This window comes from Paenibacillus sp. FSL k6-2145 (assembly GCF_037976585.1).
In the GTDB taxonomy this organism is placed as follows: Bacteria; Bacillota; Bacilli; order Paenibacillales; family Paenibacillaceae; genus Paenibacillus.
In genome coordinates, this window is the sequence record NZ_CP150267.1 from 3,179,367 (window position 1) to 3,196,068 (window position 16,702).

Here is a 16,702-nt window from a genome sequence, read left to right on the forward strand (position 1 = left end):
TATTCTCCTATGGTAATCCAAAGGATACGAGAAATCAATTGCTGACTGTCGAGTAAGGGATACACGTGAAGTAAATTTAAGGAAGAAAGAGTCAGAACAAGGAAACAGGAAATTACTGTAGGTAGATGAGAGGAAATGGTTAAAATTGAGCGAATATGGCTTGTGCAAACGTTTGTGCAAAGAAAGTACATTATTGTATGATGTGATTGTTATTGTAGCGCTTACATCGTTGGATTTACATACTTCTTGACTTTTTTACCCCTAAATATTGAACGGAGAGGTCATCTTGTCTTCCATTTGAGCAAACGTTTGTACAAATGGGAATATGGGATGCAAAACCTGACAACATACGCAGACAAAAGGGTGAAAAGCGCGAACTTTGTTGGACCAAGCAGAGGGAAGGGGACATTTTACATGAGAAAATGGCAAGGGGCAACATTGTCCGTCATGATGGCTTTTACACTGGCTGCGTGCGGGGCTGGAGGCGGAAGTCCATCTCCAACTACGGCAGGTGAGAATCCGGAGGAAGTTGTAGAGCTGACATCCGAGAACCTTCAACCGGAAGAAGGGGCGACCCTGGTGATCTGGGAGGATAAAAATCAAAGCAGCTTTATTGAGCAAAGGGTCAAAAAATTCGAAGAAAAATATGGGGTAACGGTCAAAATGGAGGAATTACCTCCAACCGATCAGGTAACCAAGCTGACGACGGATGGCCCAGCGGGTCTGGCGGCAGATGTGGTTGTTTTCCCGCATGATAAGATTGGTAGCGCTTCAGAAGCGGGACTTATTCTGCCCAATGACATATTCGAAGCAGAGACCGTAGAGAACACCAGCGACAACGCGCTGAAGGCAGTGACGTTCAAGGATATCCTGTACGGCTATCCGTACAGCGTGGAGACCTACGCTCTTTTTTACAACAAAACATTGTATCCAGAAGCTCCGAAAAACTTCGATGAGATTATCAGTTTCGCCAAGACGTTCAATAATGTGAAGTCCAATCAGTATGCGCTGATGTGGGAATTGCAGCAATTTTACTATAACTATGCATTCCTGGCTTCACAGGGCGGTTATATTTTCGGGGACAACGGGATGGATAGCACGGATCTCGGTCTGAATAACGAAGGAGCCCAGAAGGGTGGACAGTTCTTGCAGACGCTGAAGTCGGAAGTACTGCCGCTTAAGATGGGTGACGTGAACTATGATATCAAAAAAGGATTATTCTCCAGCGGTAAGCTGGCTATGGACATTAACGGTCCATGGACCATTGCCGATTATCGCAATGCAGGTATTGATTTTGGCGTTGCTCCGCTTCCGGCAATCGATGGCAACCCGATGACCTCCTTCTCAGGTGTTAAAGCCTATTATGTGAATGCATTTACACAATACCCGAATGCGTCGAAGCTCTTGGCAGCGTTCCTTTCCAATGAAGAAGCTCAGATGGAGAACTTTGAACTGAACGGTACACTTCCTGCGAACAAAAACGTAGCTGCTGATTCGAAGGTGCAGGAGGACCCGATCAATAAGGCGTTCCTGGAACAGTTCAACAACTCCACGCCAATGCCTTCGCTTCCTGCCATGGACAGCGTATGGGGACCGATCACTTCGGCCATTACGGATATATGGGATACCGATAAGGACGTGAAGGCATCACTGGACAATGCCGTGAAACAGATCCAGGAAAGCCTTGCTACCGTCCAATAAGGACGAACGACCAGGTTAGCAATAGGCGGGGAGGAGAGAGCGAATGCAACAGCAGCATGTCCCGGTGCCCGTTGGACCGAACAGGGAAAGGCAGCACCGGATGACAGCGGCTATATGTTCCATCATACTGCAAGGTCTTGGACAGCTGTACAATCGACAGTGGATTAAGGGAATTTGTCTACTGTTACTGGAGGGAGCAGGGCTTGCGTACCTGCTTCCTCGCCTGTCACAGGCCGTATGGGGCATATGGACACTGGGGGAAAATACACAGCGTTTTGTCAAAGTGAATGGGTCTACCGTACTTCAAAGGGGAGACCATTCCATCTTTTTGCTGCTTGATGGCATTATCGTATTGCTGGTGTTTTTTGTGTTTATTCTGATCTACATCCTGAATATTCGGGATGCGTACGTCACGGGACTCGCGAGGGAGGAAGGCAAGCAGACCCTGGGCGCAGCGGCATCGCTTCGGAACATGATGGACAAAAACTTTCCGTATCTGTTTCTGTCCATCCCGGCACTAGGCATTCTTTTCTTCACCGTTATGCCCATTCTGTTTACGATCACGATTGCATTTACCAACTATTCGGCCCCGGATCATATTCCGCCAGCCAAACTCGTGGACTGGGTGGGCTTCAAGACGTTCAGTGATCTGATTCAGCTGAAATCCTGGAGCCAGACATTCTACGGCGTGCTCACCTGGACGGTCATCTGGGCCATCCTGGCGACAGTCACCACCTATTTTGGCGGCGTGCTTGTGGCACTGTTGATTGAACAGCGGGGCATACGCTTCAAGAAGCTGTGGCGGACGATTTTTATTCTGCCTTATGCCATCCCGCAGATCATCTCCTTGCTGCTCATGCGTAATCTGTTTAATGGTCAGTTTGGTCCGATCAATACGTACATGAGAGCATTTGGGCTGGAGGGATTACCCTGGCTGACAGATCCGTTCTGGGCCAAGGTTACCGTCATTGTTGTCAACATGTGGATCGGTATTCCGGTCAGTATGGTGCTGATTCTGGGTGTATTAACAGCCATCCCTCGTGACCTCTATGAGGCTGCCGAAGTGGACGGAGCATCTGCGTTTCAGAAGTTCAGGATCATTACGATGCCGTTCATTCTTTTTGCCACAACTCCGGTACTCATCATGCAGTTCGCCGGAAACTTCAACAACTTCAATGTCATCTTCCTGCTGACCAACGGAAATCCACTGCGGGGAGACTACCAGTACGCAGGGGCAACGGACCTGCTGGTGACCTGGCTCTACAAGCTCACACTCGACAATAATAAGTTCAACATGGCTTCAGCGGTAGGGATCATCATCTTCCTTATAATCGCTTCATTCTCTATCTGGAACTTCCGCCGCTCCAAATCATTCAAGGAGGAGGACATGATTCAATGAAGACACGTAATAATCCGCTGCGTTTGGCCCTGAGTTATGTGCTATTGCTGATCATCGCCGTTGTCTCCATCTACCCGGTACTCTGGATCTTTCTCTCTTCCTTGAGACCCGGCGCGGCATTGTTCAGTGAACGGTTGTGGCCCGAAGCTTTCACGCTAACCCATTACGGTGAGCTGTTTAATAACCCGTCCTTTATGTACGGCAGATGGTATATGAATACGCTGAAAATTGCCTTTTTCACGATGATCTTCTCCACGTTGATGGTGACACTTGGGATGTATGCCTTGTCCCGCTTCCGCTTCCGTGGACGTAAAACGATTCTCTCCACCATGCTGATCCTCGGCATGTTCCCAAGCTTTATGAGCATGATTGCAATCTATATCATTTTGCTGCAAATTAAATTGCTCGACACCCACGCTGCGCTTATCCTGGTCTATTCATCAGGAGCGGTACTGGGCGGATTTATCGTCAAAGGTTTCTTTGATACGATTCCCCGCAGTCTGGATGAAGCGGCCCGTATGGATGGTGCGAGTCACCTGCGGGTATTCACCAGCATCATCCTGCCGTTATCCAAGCCGATGCTGACTTATGTGGCACTAACCAGTTTCACCGGTGCGTGGATGGATTTTATCTTCGCCCGGCTGGTGCTACGGACGAAAGAGAACTGGACGCTTGCGGTGGGCATGTGGGATCTGGTCAACCGTTATCAGGACAGTAACTTTACGATGTTTGCTGCGGGGGCGGTACTGATCGCCATTCCAATTACACTGCTGTTTGTTTTCCTGCAGCGATTCCTTGTTCAGGGTCTGACAGCAGGAGCTTCCAAAGGGTAATCCTGTGCCATAACAGCATAGTCAGCCGCGATCCCTGCGGCACGCTAACCAGGCACTTCCGTGATGTCATGTCTTTGTCGACTGGCACTGCTACGGAAGTGCCTGATTCTGTATGGGCTCGAATCATGATTAGGGAGGAACGTGATGTATGGGCATGAACCCGTCCAGTGAGCCCGAGATTATGGGGTACCAAGATGGACAAGCTGCATTGTATAATACTAAAGCTCCGCCAACACTTTGGCGTAATGTTACCTTTCGAAGGATTTTGTACGGCTACGGCATCTCGGTCTTCGGGGATTGCTTCAATGGGATTGCGATCAGTCTGTGGGTGTTACAGACCACAGGCAGTGCAAAGAGCATGGCGGCCGTACAGATCTGCAATATGGCCGTCAGTTTTTTATTTGGATCGGTGGCAGGTACGGTCGCAGATCGATTGGATCGCAGGAAGCTGATGTTGGCGTCTGATGTATTTCGCGGTGTGATGGCTGTGCTGATTGCGATTAGCTTATTCGGTTGGCATGCGCCGTTCCCGGTGGTGCTGTTGTTGCTCTCACTGTCCATGTTTTCAAGTTTGTTTCAGGCACCTGCATTCCACGCCTCTGTAGCAAGTATGGTAGGCAGGGAGCATATTCAACAAGCAACCGGAACCATTCATATGGTGGATAATCTAGCCCGAATCAGCGGACTAGCCGCGGCGGGAGTAGCTGTTGCTGCATTTGGAGGATTTGTCGCCATATTAATTACGGGGGCAACCTTTCTGTTGTCGGCAGTCTGTGTGCTGATGGCGGGTCGCTTTCCTGAGGTACAGCGATCCGCTAGTCAGCAGACCACGTTTGCTCAGGAATGGCGCAGTTCGTTTAGCTACATCTATCGGAATCGTCTGATTCGATCCATCGTATTGCTCAATCCGGTGCTGATTTTGTTTTTCATGTCAGCCATGATGCTGGTCCAAGTGATGGCGGTCAAGGTATGGGAGGCGAATCCGGTACAGTTTGGATTAATTGAAACCTGTATTCCACTTGGATATATGATTGGCTCTGCAATGCTGATTGCTTCGGGGAAACGATTGAAGCGAAGAGGGAGATGGGTATTTATCGGTCTGATTGTATTAGGACCACTCTATATTTTTTTGGCGAATGTATCCTCGCCAATCATGGCGTTGCCGTTCATCGTGGGTGGAGGTACGATGTTTGCCTGCTGTACAATGCTCACTCAGATTATGCTGAGGACAGCCGTTCCGGACGAGCTGCAAGGAAGGGTCTATGGTGTGGTTGGAACAATCACCAGTACAGCGCCTATTCTGGGATTGACGGTTGTCTCCGTATTGGCAGATCAATGGGGGGCAGCTTCTGTGCTGCAAGGCGTGGGCATATTACTGCTGGCAACAGGTATTCTGGCCGCTACAACACTGAAGTCGATCCGAACCTATCAATGACATTTTATGATACATCAAAATGATATGAATTGAACCCACACGTACACATTCAACAGAGAGAGGATAGAAGCAATCTAAGCAACCTGGCTAGGTACAGCAAAACCCGGAGCATACGCTGCGTTAGCGTAACTCCGGGTTAGCTTGTGGACTGAAAATTTTATTGCCAGTTTACATTTACAGTCGCAGTACCGCTGGTTGGTGTGGTGAACGTGTGGTTGGAACCACCTTCCCACGTAATGGTTGCACCATTTTTCTTGAAGAATTTGAACTCCAGTTGTTTCCCGGCTGGCACGCTCACATCATAGTACCAAGTTGGGTAGGCGTGGATGACCTGATTGAATGCAGGTCCAATAGCTGTTGTGCCCGTACTCCAGTTGCCCAGTTCTGCTACGTTACCCGTCAGATAGATGTTCTGACCCAGTGTGGTGGAAGCATTGTTAATGACAAATCGTACAGTGACCTGATCACCCGTAAGTATGGTGAAGTTGTTATACGCATTGCTGTTGACTCCATTCGCAGCTACTTTTACAGCGTAATTGCCTGCTGCAACCGCTGGGATCGTCACTTTGATCTGTGTATCTTCCCAGGATGTGATCGCAGCACCGGTAACGGCAGTTGTACCGAAGTATACGGTACCTTTGGTGGAGCCAAATCCACGTCCACTAATGGTAACGACATTACCCGGTTTGCCCATCACGGGACCTACATGTCCGATCGTTGGTGTTGTCTCGCTTGTTGTATATTGCCATACCGCGGTTGCTCCGGCTGCCAGTGTGAATGAAGAGACGTTGCCATTGGTGGAAGTGATGTTATTACCGTTCAGTGCACCGCCCAGTACATCGGTGTAGTTGCCTGTTGGCAGTGAAGTGCTTAGATTTGCAATGCTTGCTGGTGTGGAGAGATTACGGTTCACCGCAACAACAGCTACACTTTTGCCGAATTTGCGTTCATAGATATACACATCATTATTGATCCAGCGTTGCTGAGTGGAGCCATAGGCGATTGCCGGATTGGATTTGCGCAGAGGTGCCAGCTTGCTGATCACGTTAAAAGCAGTGGTTGTTTTGGAGAAGGAAGGCATTTTGGCCCGATTATCAGGGTCTCCGTTTCCAGTCAGATACTGCTCGGTACCATAATAGATAGCAGGTACGCCGCGTGAAGTCAGCGTGAAGGCCAGCGCCTGTTCCAGACGACGATTGTTGACGGCACTTGTTTTGAATCGATCCATATCATGGTTGTCGATGAACGTGACTTGGTCATTCACCTGATTGTAATCTGCCGCTGTGCCTGTAATCATCGAATCCAGAGCATACATGTTGGATGTGTTATCCCGGAAGACATCGCGCACAGCAGAGTTAAAGCGGAAATCAAGCAGGCTCATCCCGGATTCGTTGGCAAATTCCGTGTTATCCGCATCGGATGCAGCAGATCCCAAGAACCATTCACCAAAGGTGAATACAGGTTTATGTGCATAGATGGAGGACATCCAGCTCTTTTGCCAGCCGAGAGGCATATGTTTCACCGCATCAACGCGAATACCATCCACGCCCATATCAAGCCATAGCTTGATTGCATCTTTGAAATATTGATCAATGGTACTGTTATTGTGATTCAGGTCAGCGAGGTCATAGAGGTTTTTGTAGATACCATTCTCCAGGGAGGAAAAATCGGAGCCGCCGTTGTGATGGAAATATCCATTTGTATCATTCGTGTATCCGCCAACAAGATTACCATTATCGTACAACTTGCCATTCTCAGCAAAAGACGTATCGGTTTCCATGGCAGGAGACGTGTGATTTGGGGCAAAGTCAATCACGATCTTGATGCCTTTGGCATGAGCGGTTGTAATCAGATTTTGAAAATCAGCCATCGTTCCGAAATACGGATTGGTCTTCTTGAAATCACGTGCCCAGTAGCCATGATACGCTGTGTTGATCACGCCGCCGTAGTTGATTGTGGCGAAGATATTTTCGACTGGTTGGGAGATCCACAGTGCCGTAACGCCCAGATCGCTAAAATAGTTATCGTTGATTTTGTTGATCAGACCCTGCCAGTCGCCTCCGCAATACAACTTCAGGTTACTACAAGTGGCATCGTAGGCAGCTCCGGTAGGATTGTTGGAAGGATTGCCGTCCAGGAAGCGATCTGTAAAGATCTGATAGATGACGTCTGTACTAAAGTTCTGCTTGTTGGTAACCGCGGTATCCGCATCGGCATAGATCGCTGAAGCAGGCAGATAGGGAAGTGCGCCCCCTGCAAGTAAACTGAGTGTCAGTGTTGTGCTGAGGAGTAAGCGTTTGGCCATTTGAAACATAGTAATCCACCCTTCTCGTGAATGTAGTAGTTTAGATAAACAACCAACCTGGCTCTTGAATAATAGCGCTTTCAATACAACGGAGTGTTACGCAGTGGATTGAAGACTTCCCTCCTTTTGACACGCTAACAACCCCGGCATCTCCTTCGGGAGTTACCGGGGTTGTCCTAAACCGCTCAGGTTTAAAAGCATGGCCCTCGAGTTATGATCACAACGTTATCGTAAGAAATATTGGATCTTATGTCAATAACTTTTTTGGGAGCATTTATTTTCTATTTTTATATTTACAAAAGCACGTCCGGGGATTTAAACTATTCGCAGATTCACAATATAAGGGCTATGTATCCCCGGACAATTACGTGTGTTCTGGGACAACCCCGTCTCTTCTGAGGCGGGGTTATTTGTTTGTATTATGCAGTCAAATCGGGAGAAGAGAGGCGGTTGATGATCGTTGAGTACCCATTCTGCCATTGAATGTTTGGAAGGCATTCAGGCGTCACGGCTGGGCAATATCCGCAACATTTATGTGTACCTCCCGCCTGGTTATCATGAGCAGACAGCCCGGCAATACCCGGTTCTGTACGTTCATGCAGGGCAGCGGGCTTTTGGTCCATCCGGGCCAGGCAATGAAACATGGAATATGGACCAGGCAGCAGACGGTCTTATTTCCTCCGGGCAGATTGAATCCCTGATTATTGTCGGAATTACGCATGTCCGTCCAGTCACACACAACGAATTCTATCACTTCATCGCTCCGGAGAGAGAGGCCGTGAGTGTGGGTTGCTCAGGCATCGCCTATGAGCATTTCATCATTCATGAACTCAAGCCGATCATTGATCATCGTTATCGGACGCTGCCGGACAAGTCGAATACCGGGCTGTTGGGTTCATCTGCCGCAGCGCTTTGTACATTGCACATGGGGATGCGAAATCCGGATGTTTTCGGAAAACTGATCATGATGTCGCCATTCTATGTGGATGTGCAGCTGGACGACACATCGGAAAGTGGACTGTTGGAAGAGAACATGTATCGCTTGCCAGAAGAGGTACCCGACGTTCGAATATGGATGGATATTGGAGATACGGAAGGTCTGTTTCTGCCTTCCCAGGTCAGAAGGGTAGCTCATCAATTACTTGAACGCGGAGTAGGATCGGATGAGGAATTGGCATTTCTGGAACAGCAGGATGCCTGTCATCAGGAAGGTGACTGGGGAGCACGCGTTCATCTCCCGTTACTATACATGTTCGGCCACGTGGGTAAGCCCTCTTCGCTCAAACTGCTTGGAAGGGATGCCATCGGACTACAGGGTGGAATGACCGTGTGTATCAATGCGCAAATACACTACGAGAGCGGATTGGTTCAGAGTCTGCTGCATGGCAATTATACTTCAAGTGACCCGGGTGTCATCCAGGTTCGTTCGAGTGGAGAGCTGGTGCCTGTTGGTATTGGGAGTGCATCCATCACGCTAACTTTGGGGGAACTGTCTACTACACGCATCTACACGGTTGTTCCTGAATTGTCCACTCATGTGGAGGTCTGCATTCATGCGGAGGTAACCTCAGAGGAAGAGCCGGAGGAAACGATATATGGTGGGATGGGCATGAAGCTTGTCCGTTCCGGTAAAGGTCGATATCAGGGTTGTTACCAAGTCCCGCGTGATAGTGGGTTCTCCTTCCGATTTACTCGCGGTTTCCGTCGTTTCGAGACCGATGTGGATGGCAAGCCTATTGCCAATCGGGTATTTCGAGCGACAGATGATATGTCTGTGCATTACCTAATCCAATCCTGGGGCAGTACGTCAGCCAAAACGGGAACAGGAGGCCCAAAATGATCATTCCTTCATTCGCTCCAGTGCTGGACATTCCCTATTATTATCCCTGCAATTTCCCTCTGATTCATGAAGTGCTCCATCGACAAGGATCTATCACAAGTCTTGCACTGCTGGCGGCAAGTCGGTTGTACAGCCTTCCTTCGTGCGGGGATAACGGACTGGTGAAGCCTTATTTTCACAAACTGGATTATGTAGAGCCGATCTGGGAGATGTATGGTCAGCGGCAGCTAGACAGCTTCGAGGAGGGCAAGGCGCAGATCAGGCAGCATATCGGCGAAGGTGGGCTTTTTTTGGCTACAGGAACCAGTTATCATCTGCCTTATTGTGAGGATTATCAGAATCCCGAGTACATTCGCAAACACGTGAAGCAAGGCTCCCGACTGCATCTGGTAGACCATTGGATTGCCGTATATGGTTTGGAAGAAGAGCATGTTCACGTCTACGATCCCGTGCCCTCCAAGTATAAGGGGAAGGTTGCTCAAAGGGCCTTTCATGACTTCTGGAAAGGGAACCAAAGCATACCCGAGCTTGCTCAGGCCAAGCGCAAAGAAGAACTCCGAACGTATGGAACCATGGACATTCGGGCGACTGTAAAGCTTGACTCTGCCGGGTACCGAGAGATGTTGATCCAGGCGTTAACAACGCAGATTGAAGAGTTTCTGACAGGCCGGACGATTACACAAGGAGAGCGGAATTTTCATTTTGGACATGCGGTGTCTCTGCGGCTCTTAGATGCATTGCATGGGGCGAATGATGAGGATCAAGCCAATGAAATGTTGATATCTGGCCTGCTGTTTGATATGCGATGGAGTCGGTATTTTCTTCGAGATCTTCTTCAGGAGTCTGCCTTATGGCTCGGTTCTCCACTTGATCAATATGCAAGAGAATTCAGCGACATCATTGCACGGTGGGAGAAGGCATACAATATGTTGCAGGTAAGCCGGATGAAGAACCGTGAGCACTGGAAAGTACAGCTAACAGGTGTCATTAAAATGTTGGTCACGGATGAATGGCACTGGTATGAATCACTTCGACAGTCCATACCTCGGGCAGATTGCTTTCAACGTCAGACCGTGCCAAGGATTGGACAACGACACAGGGAGGCTTTGCTTCGTATCGTGCTGGATAGTTGCCGGGAGTTAAATGCATACCATAATACATCGATTCCGCTTGGTGAGGGTGGTAACGCTCCGCTATATGGACGAAATGGGCAACTGGATTCGCTGGAACTCGTGTCCTTGCTTGCAGTGGTAGAGCAGGGAATCGAAGATCGATGGGGGACGGGGATGGGAGCCGCACTGGCGGAGATGGCTGCTGCTTCTATGCCGGAAAGCCCGTATCAGACCGTGGGTTCACTTGTTGATTATCTCGCACAGCAATGGGCGCCTGCCGGTGAGGAGGATGCAAGATGTTGAACCAATTCTTGCTTGAACGATTCGCGGAACAGGGACAGCAACCTGCACTGATCTGGAAGGATCGGGAGTACAGCTACAGTTGGCTGCTGGAACAGGTTGACATCATGAGTGAGTGGATTACAGCAGAAGGGCTGACTGGGCAACTTGTAACGCTGGAGGAAGACTATTCCCCATATGCGGCGGCAGCATTGGTTGCTTTGCTCGGACAAGGGTGTATCGTGCTTCCCATGGATCGGTACCTGGTCGAAGCCAAACGACAGGAATACATCGAACTGGCACAGGTGAAATGGCGTTTGGGCGTTGAAGAAGGCAAGTTGTGCATTCGGCAAACATGTGAATTATCTGGAGAGGTTCCCGTGTTGTTATCCTCGCTGGCACAGGAGGGCGTAGGGGGCGTAGTACTCTTTTCATCCGGATCAACCGGAGTGAGTAAAGCGACTGTGCATCGTGCAGATCGGCTGTTACATCGTTTTCGGCGGCAGGTTCGGCCCTTGCGAACGATTCCATTTATGATGTTTGATCATATCGGCGGTGTGAATACAATGCTGCAATCCCTGTCCAGTGGGGGCTGTCTTTGTATCATTGCGGATCGATCTCCCGAAGAAGTGTGCCGAACGATTGAGAAGTTTCGTGTGCAGGCTCTTCCGGTCTCTCCAACATTCATGAATCTGTTGCTGCTGGGCAGAAATGATGAGGGGTATGATCTGTCGAGTCTCGAAGTTGTGTCATACGGATCGGAAGTGATGCCTGAATCCGTACTGGCAGCCTGGAACCGGAGATTTCCACAACTAAGGACGATACAAGCCTATGGCATGTCTGAACTTGGCATTCTGCCAACCCGCTCCAAAGAGCCAGGTTCTCTGCTGTTCTCCATTCAAGATGAAGAGGTCAAGTATCGGGTGGTGGAAGGAGAATTGCAGATTCATACAGCAACAGCGATGATCGGATATTTGAATGCACCATCACCTTTTACAGAGGACGGGTGGCTTCGTACAGGGGATGAAGCCGTGCTGGAGCAGGGGTACATTCGTATTCTGGGACGTCGTTCCGAGATCATTAATGTAGGTGGACGAAAAGTGTATCCTGCCGAGGTCGAGGGTGTTCTGGAAGAGATGGAATGTATTGAAGCGGCCGTAGTTTCGGGAGAACAGAGTGGTATCACCGGTCAGAGGGTGAAGGTGACTATCCGGCTGGCTGCGGAGTGTACTCTCACCGATCTGCGGCGGTCCATCTGGGAATATTGTCAGGACAAGCTGCCTTCATACAAGATTCCGCAGAAAATCGTAATTACACAGGAAGCTCTCGTAAGTTCAAGAATGAAGAAAATACGAAAACCGATGACTTCAATATCCTTCGCCTCAGCTGGGAAATAGGTCGCTGCCTCGAAGAGTTTCACCTCGCTTGAATGGCTATAGCTAACGAACCTCAAACATCCTATTGAGAGGATAATCAAGAAAAGTAAAACCTAACGAATCTCAGCAACGTTATTGCGTCGAAAACACGGCTTCTACTCTCGAAAATGGACTTATTGGACGAAATAAGGTCTCTCTGATTCGTTAGACATTTAGCCCGCGTATAATAAAGCAAATAACGTGTGCTGGGTTCGTTAGGGTATGACGTATGAGATGCACAAGACGTATAAGATACAGAAGAGGCTGTCCTTGGTCGTCAATATGACCTGGAGGACAGCCTCTTTGAAGTTATTTTCCCTTGTTAGCCGTATTCATATCAGGCTTTCGCTGGTTGTTTGATCTCCATTTGCAGTAAGGAGAATCCGTATGCTTCCAGATCGAGGGTCAGTTTATTTTGCTGAGCTTCCACGGTGTTTGATGTGAACAGATTTCGCCAGATGTTACGATCTCCAAAGGGGAGTTCGAGGGTACACGGCTCATCACCAGCATTAAGAACAAGAAGCATACGCTCACCCGTATGCGAATCTAATCGTTCGATGGCAAGACAAGGGTCTCCGGCTTTTGCATATACGATCTTCAGTTCTGTGCTGCGTAGGGCAGGGTGCTGTTTGCGAAGGGCAATCGTACGGGTGAAGAATTCCAGAAGCTCGCGATTCTGCTTGGTCTCATCCCACTCCATACACTTGCGGCAACCCGGATCATATCCTCCATCAAGTCCCACTTCGTCTCCATAATAGATACATGGCACACCTGGATACGTAAGCAACAACGTAACGGCAAGTTTCATCTTGCGCTCGTCTCCATCACATAAAGTCAGCAGTCTGGGTGTATCATGACTTCCAAGCAGATTGAAGGCCGCTTCTGTTACAGGCTGTGAATAGGCTGCGAGCAGTTTGCCGATCTCATTGGCAAATGCTAGGCCGTCGAGCTTGCCGTGCACCGTATAGTCCAATACCGAGTTGGTAAACGGATAATTCATCACGGCATCGAACTGGTCTCCCTGAAGCCACATGAGCGAATCATGCCAGATCTCACCAAGCAAATAGGCGTCAGGTTTGATGGCTTTTACCGTCTGACGGAATTCGCGCCAGAACTGATGATCCACCTCGTTGGCTACATCGAGCCTCCAGCCGTCAATGTCCATCTCCTCTATCCAGAAACGTCCTACCTCCAACAGATATGCCTTCACCTCAGGGTGTTCCGTATTTAGCTTTGGCATAAGCGGTTCAAAGGCAAAGGTGTCATAAGTCGGTATGCCATCCTCCACACGCGGCGGCCAGTCCTTGATATAGAACCAGTCTGCGTAGGGGGAAGAGGCTCCATTCTTCATGACATCGACAAAAGGAGGAAACTCTCTGCCGGAATGATTGAATACCGCATCCAGAACAACGCGTATGCCGCGCTGATGACAGGCATCCACAAACGCTTTGAACTGTTCATTGGTTCCAAAGTGAGGATCAACCTTCATGTAATCGCCTGTATTGTATTTGTGATTCGTAGTGGCCTCGAACAGCGGACAAAAGTAAATGGCATTGATACCAAGCTGACTTATATGATCCAGATGATCAAGCACACCTTGGAGATCCCCACCGAAGAAGTTCACCGGTGTAGGTTCCCCTCCCCAGGGTTCAGCATTTTTGGGACTGATGGATGGATCGCCATTGGCATAACGTTCAGGGAAAATCTGATAAAACACAGCATCCTTAACCCAGGCAGGCGGCTCAAAAATGTCGACCGGGTTCATAAATGGAAAATCAAAGAATTCAAGTGGATGATCAGGCAGCGCCTGCTCGAACCCACGCTCCGTCATCCAGACCGATTCCTCTCCCTGAATCAATTGGAAACCATACCGTAATCTGCGATAGGGAGGTGAAGTCTCGGCTTCCCAATAATCGAACATTTCATCCCGGGCAAAGATGTGCATGGGGATGTGCGTGATCGTCCGATCCCAGGCATATTTGTCTCCGGTAATGGCAATCACCGCATCCAGGTCCCCACGTTTGGACCGAAGTCGGAGGTGCATGGTCGAGCGGTCATAAGCATAGGACCAATTGAGTTTGGGGCGATGGTAAACGGCTTCAAGAATCATGTAAATCACTCCTCGTCAGATGATGAAATTCAGATAAAAGTGGCCATTAAACGCAAAAAAGGCACAACCTCAATTGTTCACGAGGTTGTACCTTTCGGCAGCATAGCCTTTTGATTATAGTGCTATTATACGAACTAACTCAGCAAAAGAAAACACTTTTTTTCCTTAAATTTCAAATTGTTTTATTCGAAATGTAGGACGCATATCTGCAATTACTGTTTTTTATAAATCAAATCCAAGTTTATTGGCATATGCAGAGAAATCTTTGTGAAACTTCTCGATATTTTTCTTCCCGGCATCAATTTTGGCATTGGCTTGTTTCAGGACAGCACTGTTTACCGTTGTTTTGGAGACCGCTTTTTTAGCGAGTTGGAATCCTTCCAGCTGTGTATAGCTACCTTTAATCAGGTTAGCATGGATTTTTTGCAATTCTGTATTTTGCGGTTTAATCAGCTTCAGCTTGGAAACATATTTGGTGTAGTTAGGAATCGCTGTGTTGGTCAGTTTCAGGAAAACGGACTTGCGATTGGATGATGTAATGTAAAATCCACCTCCCAAAGCATTGAAGGCTTTCTCCTCATATACCGATGCCATATCCAACTGATCAAGGTAGTTGAGGAAATCTTCTTCTTCGACTGTAGGGATCGGTTCTTGTTCTGACGTGTCAACTTCTTCATAGTATTCGTCTTCCGAATATGTAGTGGTTGAGTCATCCGCAGCAGAGACGTAGGACCCTGCAGGTGCAAATACCCCGCCAAGCAAGACAAAACTCATAATGATTGATAGTACCCATGATTTCTTCACGTGTTAATATCCCCTATCTATAGATGTGATTATATTCCAATGGATAATCTAACATAGTACGACAAGAAATTACAGGAATTGTTTTACAGTAAATTCAGCAGTCAAACGCATATGAATGAATAATGATCCACCAGCAAAAAGGACATGTATTAGATGAAGCTAAAAGTAAGAAGAGAGATTTGTATATTTAGCAGGTAAGAAAAAAATTACATATATGGTTTATGTGGAGGCGTATTGTATCGATATATATTGTATTGGTTTAGTTAATATATCTTTATTTAATGTTGTTTTATGAAGTTACAGAGTTCGATAGGGAGTGAGAAGTTTTTCCAAATAAAATGCTTGTATAATGATTTCATCTCCATTACAATACAATTGATAATGAGATTCAATATCATTTAGATAAAAAAGGGGAGACGGATTTCATGTATAAAGTAAAGAAAAAGCTATACATTTATGCAGCACTTATTCTGATGATTTCACTACTTGCTGGCTGTGCTTCGGGTGGAAGTGCTGAGACAACGAATACATCCAGCCAAGCTGCAAGCAGCAATGAGAGCAATAATGAAAGTGATACAAGTGCCAGTTCGACTGAAGATCAGACCCGAGTGATCAAACATGCCATGGGTGAAACCACAATCAAGGGAACCCCGCAAAAGATCGTGACACTGTTCCAGGGTGCGAATGATGTCGTTGTTGCACTTGGCGTGAAACCGACAGGCGTGGTGGAATCATGGGTTCAACAGCCGATATATGAATATCTAAGAGCAGATCTGGGCGGAGTTCCACAAGTAGGACAGGAATCGCAGCCCAATCTGGAAGAGATCAACAAGTTGAAACCCGACTTGATTATTGCTACGAAGATCAGACATGAAGAGATCTATGAGCAATTGTCCCAGATCGCACCAACGGTAGTGACGGAGACGCTGTTTGACTGGAAAGAAACAGTGAAAACTGTTGGAGAAGCGATGAATATGGTTGAGCAATCGGATAAACTGTTGTCTGATTGGGATGGCCGTGTAGCTGATTTCAAAGAGAAAATGGGGAATCGTCTACCAATTGAAGCAACCATCACGAACTTTAGAGCCGATCAAGTTCGTATTTTCTACATGGGATATGCAGGTAAGATTCTGAATGAACTTGGGTTCACCAGACCTGCCGGACATGACGCAGACACATGGGGAGTTGAATTGACTTCCAAAGAGAACATTCCGGATATGAATGCAGACATGATCTTCAACTTCAATTCAGGCACAGAAACAGATGCCATTCAGAAAAATTATGATGATTGGACCAGCAGTCCACTGTGGAAAAACCTTGATGCTGTTAAGAACAACCAACTGGTTCAGGTCGATGAAGTGGCCTGGAACATGGCAGGTGGATACACATCGGCCAACATGATGCTGGACGATCTATATAAGCAGTTCAACCTGAACTAACTAACAGGAGCAGGACCTGCCATGCACCAG

At 47.9% G+C, this 16,702-nt stretch carries 11 protein-coding genes; 8 read left to right on the forward strand and 3 right to left on the reverse strand.

Going from position 1 to position 16,702, the window contains the following annotated elements; genetic code table 11:
* Nucleotides 1-414 precede the first annotated feature (414 nt).
* From NZ043_RS14065 to NZ043_RS14080, 4 genes are all read left to right on the forward strand, one after another.
* Complete coding sequence (locus tag NZ043_RS14065; RefSeq protein ID WP_133386503.1) at nucleotides 415-1,701, forward strand: maltose ABC transporter substrate-binding protein; 1,287 nt, start codon at nucleotides 415-417, stop codon at nucleotides 1,699-1,701.
* Nucleotides 1,702-1,744: 43 nt separating this feature from the next.
* Entirely contained in the window at nucleotides 1,745-3,100 is a 1,356-nt protein-coding gene (locus tag NZ043_RS14070; protein ID WP_047841752.1) for a sugar ABC transporter permease, read from the forward strand.
* Complete coding sequence (locus tag NZ043_RS14075; RefSeq protein WP_017690474.1) at nucleotides 3,097-3,933, forward strand: sugar ABC transporter permease; 837 nt, start codon at nucleotides 3,097-3,099, stop codon at nucleotides 3,931-3,933. The genes NZ043_RS14070 and NZ043_RS14075 overlap by 4 nt, the downstream gene beginning before the upstream one ends.
* Before the next feature lie 148 nt (nucleotides 3,934-4,081).
* A complete protein-coding gene (locus tag NZ043_RS14080) occupies nucleotides 4,082-5,368 on the forward strand; it encodes an MFS transporter (RefSeq protein ID WP_091034551.1) in 1,287 nt (428 codons plus the stop codon).
* A 157-nt stretch (nucleotides 5,369-5,525) separates the two neighbouring features.
* Here NZ043_RS14080 and NZ043_RS14085 read toward each other — a convergent pair whose 3' ends face one another.
* The gene (locus NZ043_RS14085; RefSeq protein ID WP_339312301.1) at nucleotides 5,526-7,682 is read right to left on the reverse strand and encodes an alpha-amylase family glycosyl hydrolase; all 2,157 of its coding nucleotides are present in this window, start codon (nucleotides 7,680-7,682) and stop codon (nucleotides 5,526-5,528) included.
* A 451-nt stretch (nucleotides 7,683-8,133) separates the two neighbouring features.
* Between NZ043_RS14085 and NZ043_RS14090 the strand changes: the two genes are divergently transcribed.
* Genes NZ043_RS14090 through NZ043_RS14100 form a run of 3 tightly spaced genes read left to right on the forward strand, consistent with a single transcriptional unit; the run spans nucleotide 8,134 to nucleotide 12,301 of the window.
* Entirely contained in the window at nucleotides 8,134-9,513 is a 1,380-nt protein-coding gene (locus tag NZ043_RS14090) for an alpha/beta hydrolase-fold protein (protein ID WP_339312303.1), read from the forward strand.
* A complete protein-coding gene (locus NZ043_RS14095; RefSeq protein WP_339312305.1) occupies nucleotides 9,510-10,928 on the forward strand; it encodes a hypothetical protein in 1,419 nt (472 codons plus the stop codon). Before NZ043_RS14090 ends, NZ043_RS14095 begins: the two co-directional genes overlap by 4 nt.
* Complete coding sequence (locus NZ043_RS14100) at nucleotides 10,922-12,301, forward strand: fatty acid--CoA ligase family protein (RefSeq protein ID WP_339312307.1); 1,380 nt, start codon at nucleotides 10,922-10,924, stop codon at nucleotides 12,299-12,301. The genes NZ043_RS14095 and NZ043_RS14100 overlap by 7 nt, the downstream gene beginning before the upstream one ends.
* Nucleotides 12,302-12,656: 355 nt before the next feature.
* Here NZ043_RS14100 and NZ043_RS14105 read toward each other — a convergent pair whose 3' ends face one another.
* Both NZ043_RS14105 and NZ043_RS14110 read right to left on the reverse strand, forming a co-directional pair.
* A complete protein-coding gene (locus NZ043_RS14105; protein WP_339312309.1) occupies nucleotides 12,657-14,429 on the reverse strand; it encodes an alpha-glycosidase in 1,773 nt (590 codons plus the stop codon).
* Nucleotides 14,430-14,651: 222 nt separating this feature from the next.
* Nucleotides 14,652-15,233 (reverse strand): hypothetical protein, encoded by a 582-nt coding sequence (locus NZ043_RS14110; protein WP_339312311.1) that lies wholly within the window; start codon nucleotides 15,231-15,233, stop codon nucleotides 14,652-14,654.
* A gap of 425 nt (nucleotides 15,234-15,658) precedes the next feature.
* Here NZ043_RS14110 and NZ043_RS14115 point away from each other — a divergent pair, with 425 nt between their 5' ends.
* A complete protein-coding gene (locus NZ043_RS14115) occupies nucleotides 15,659-16,672 on the forward strand; it encodes an iron-siderophore ABC transporter substrate-binding protein (RefSeq protein WP_339312313.1) in 1,014 nt (337 codons plus the stop codon).
* Nucleotides 16,673-16,702 lie beyond the last annotated feature (30 nt).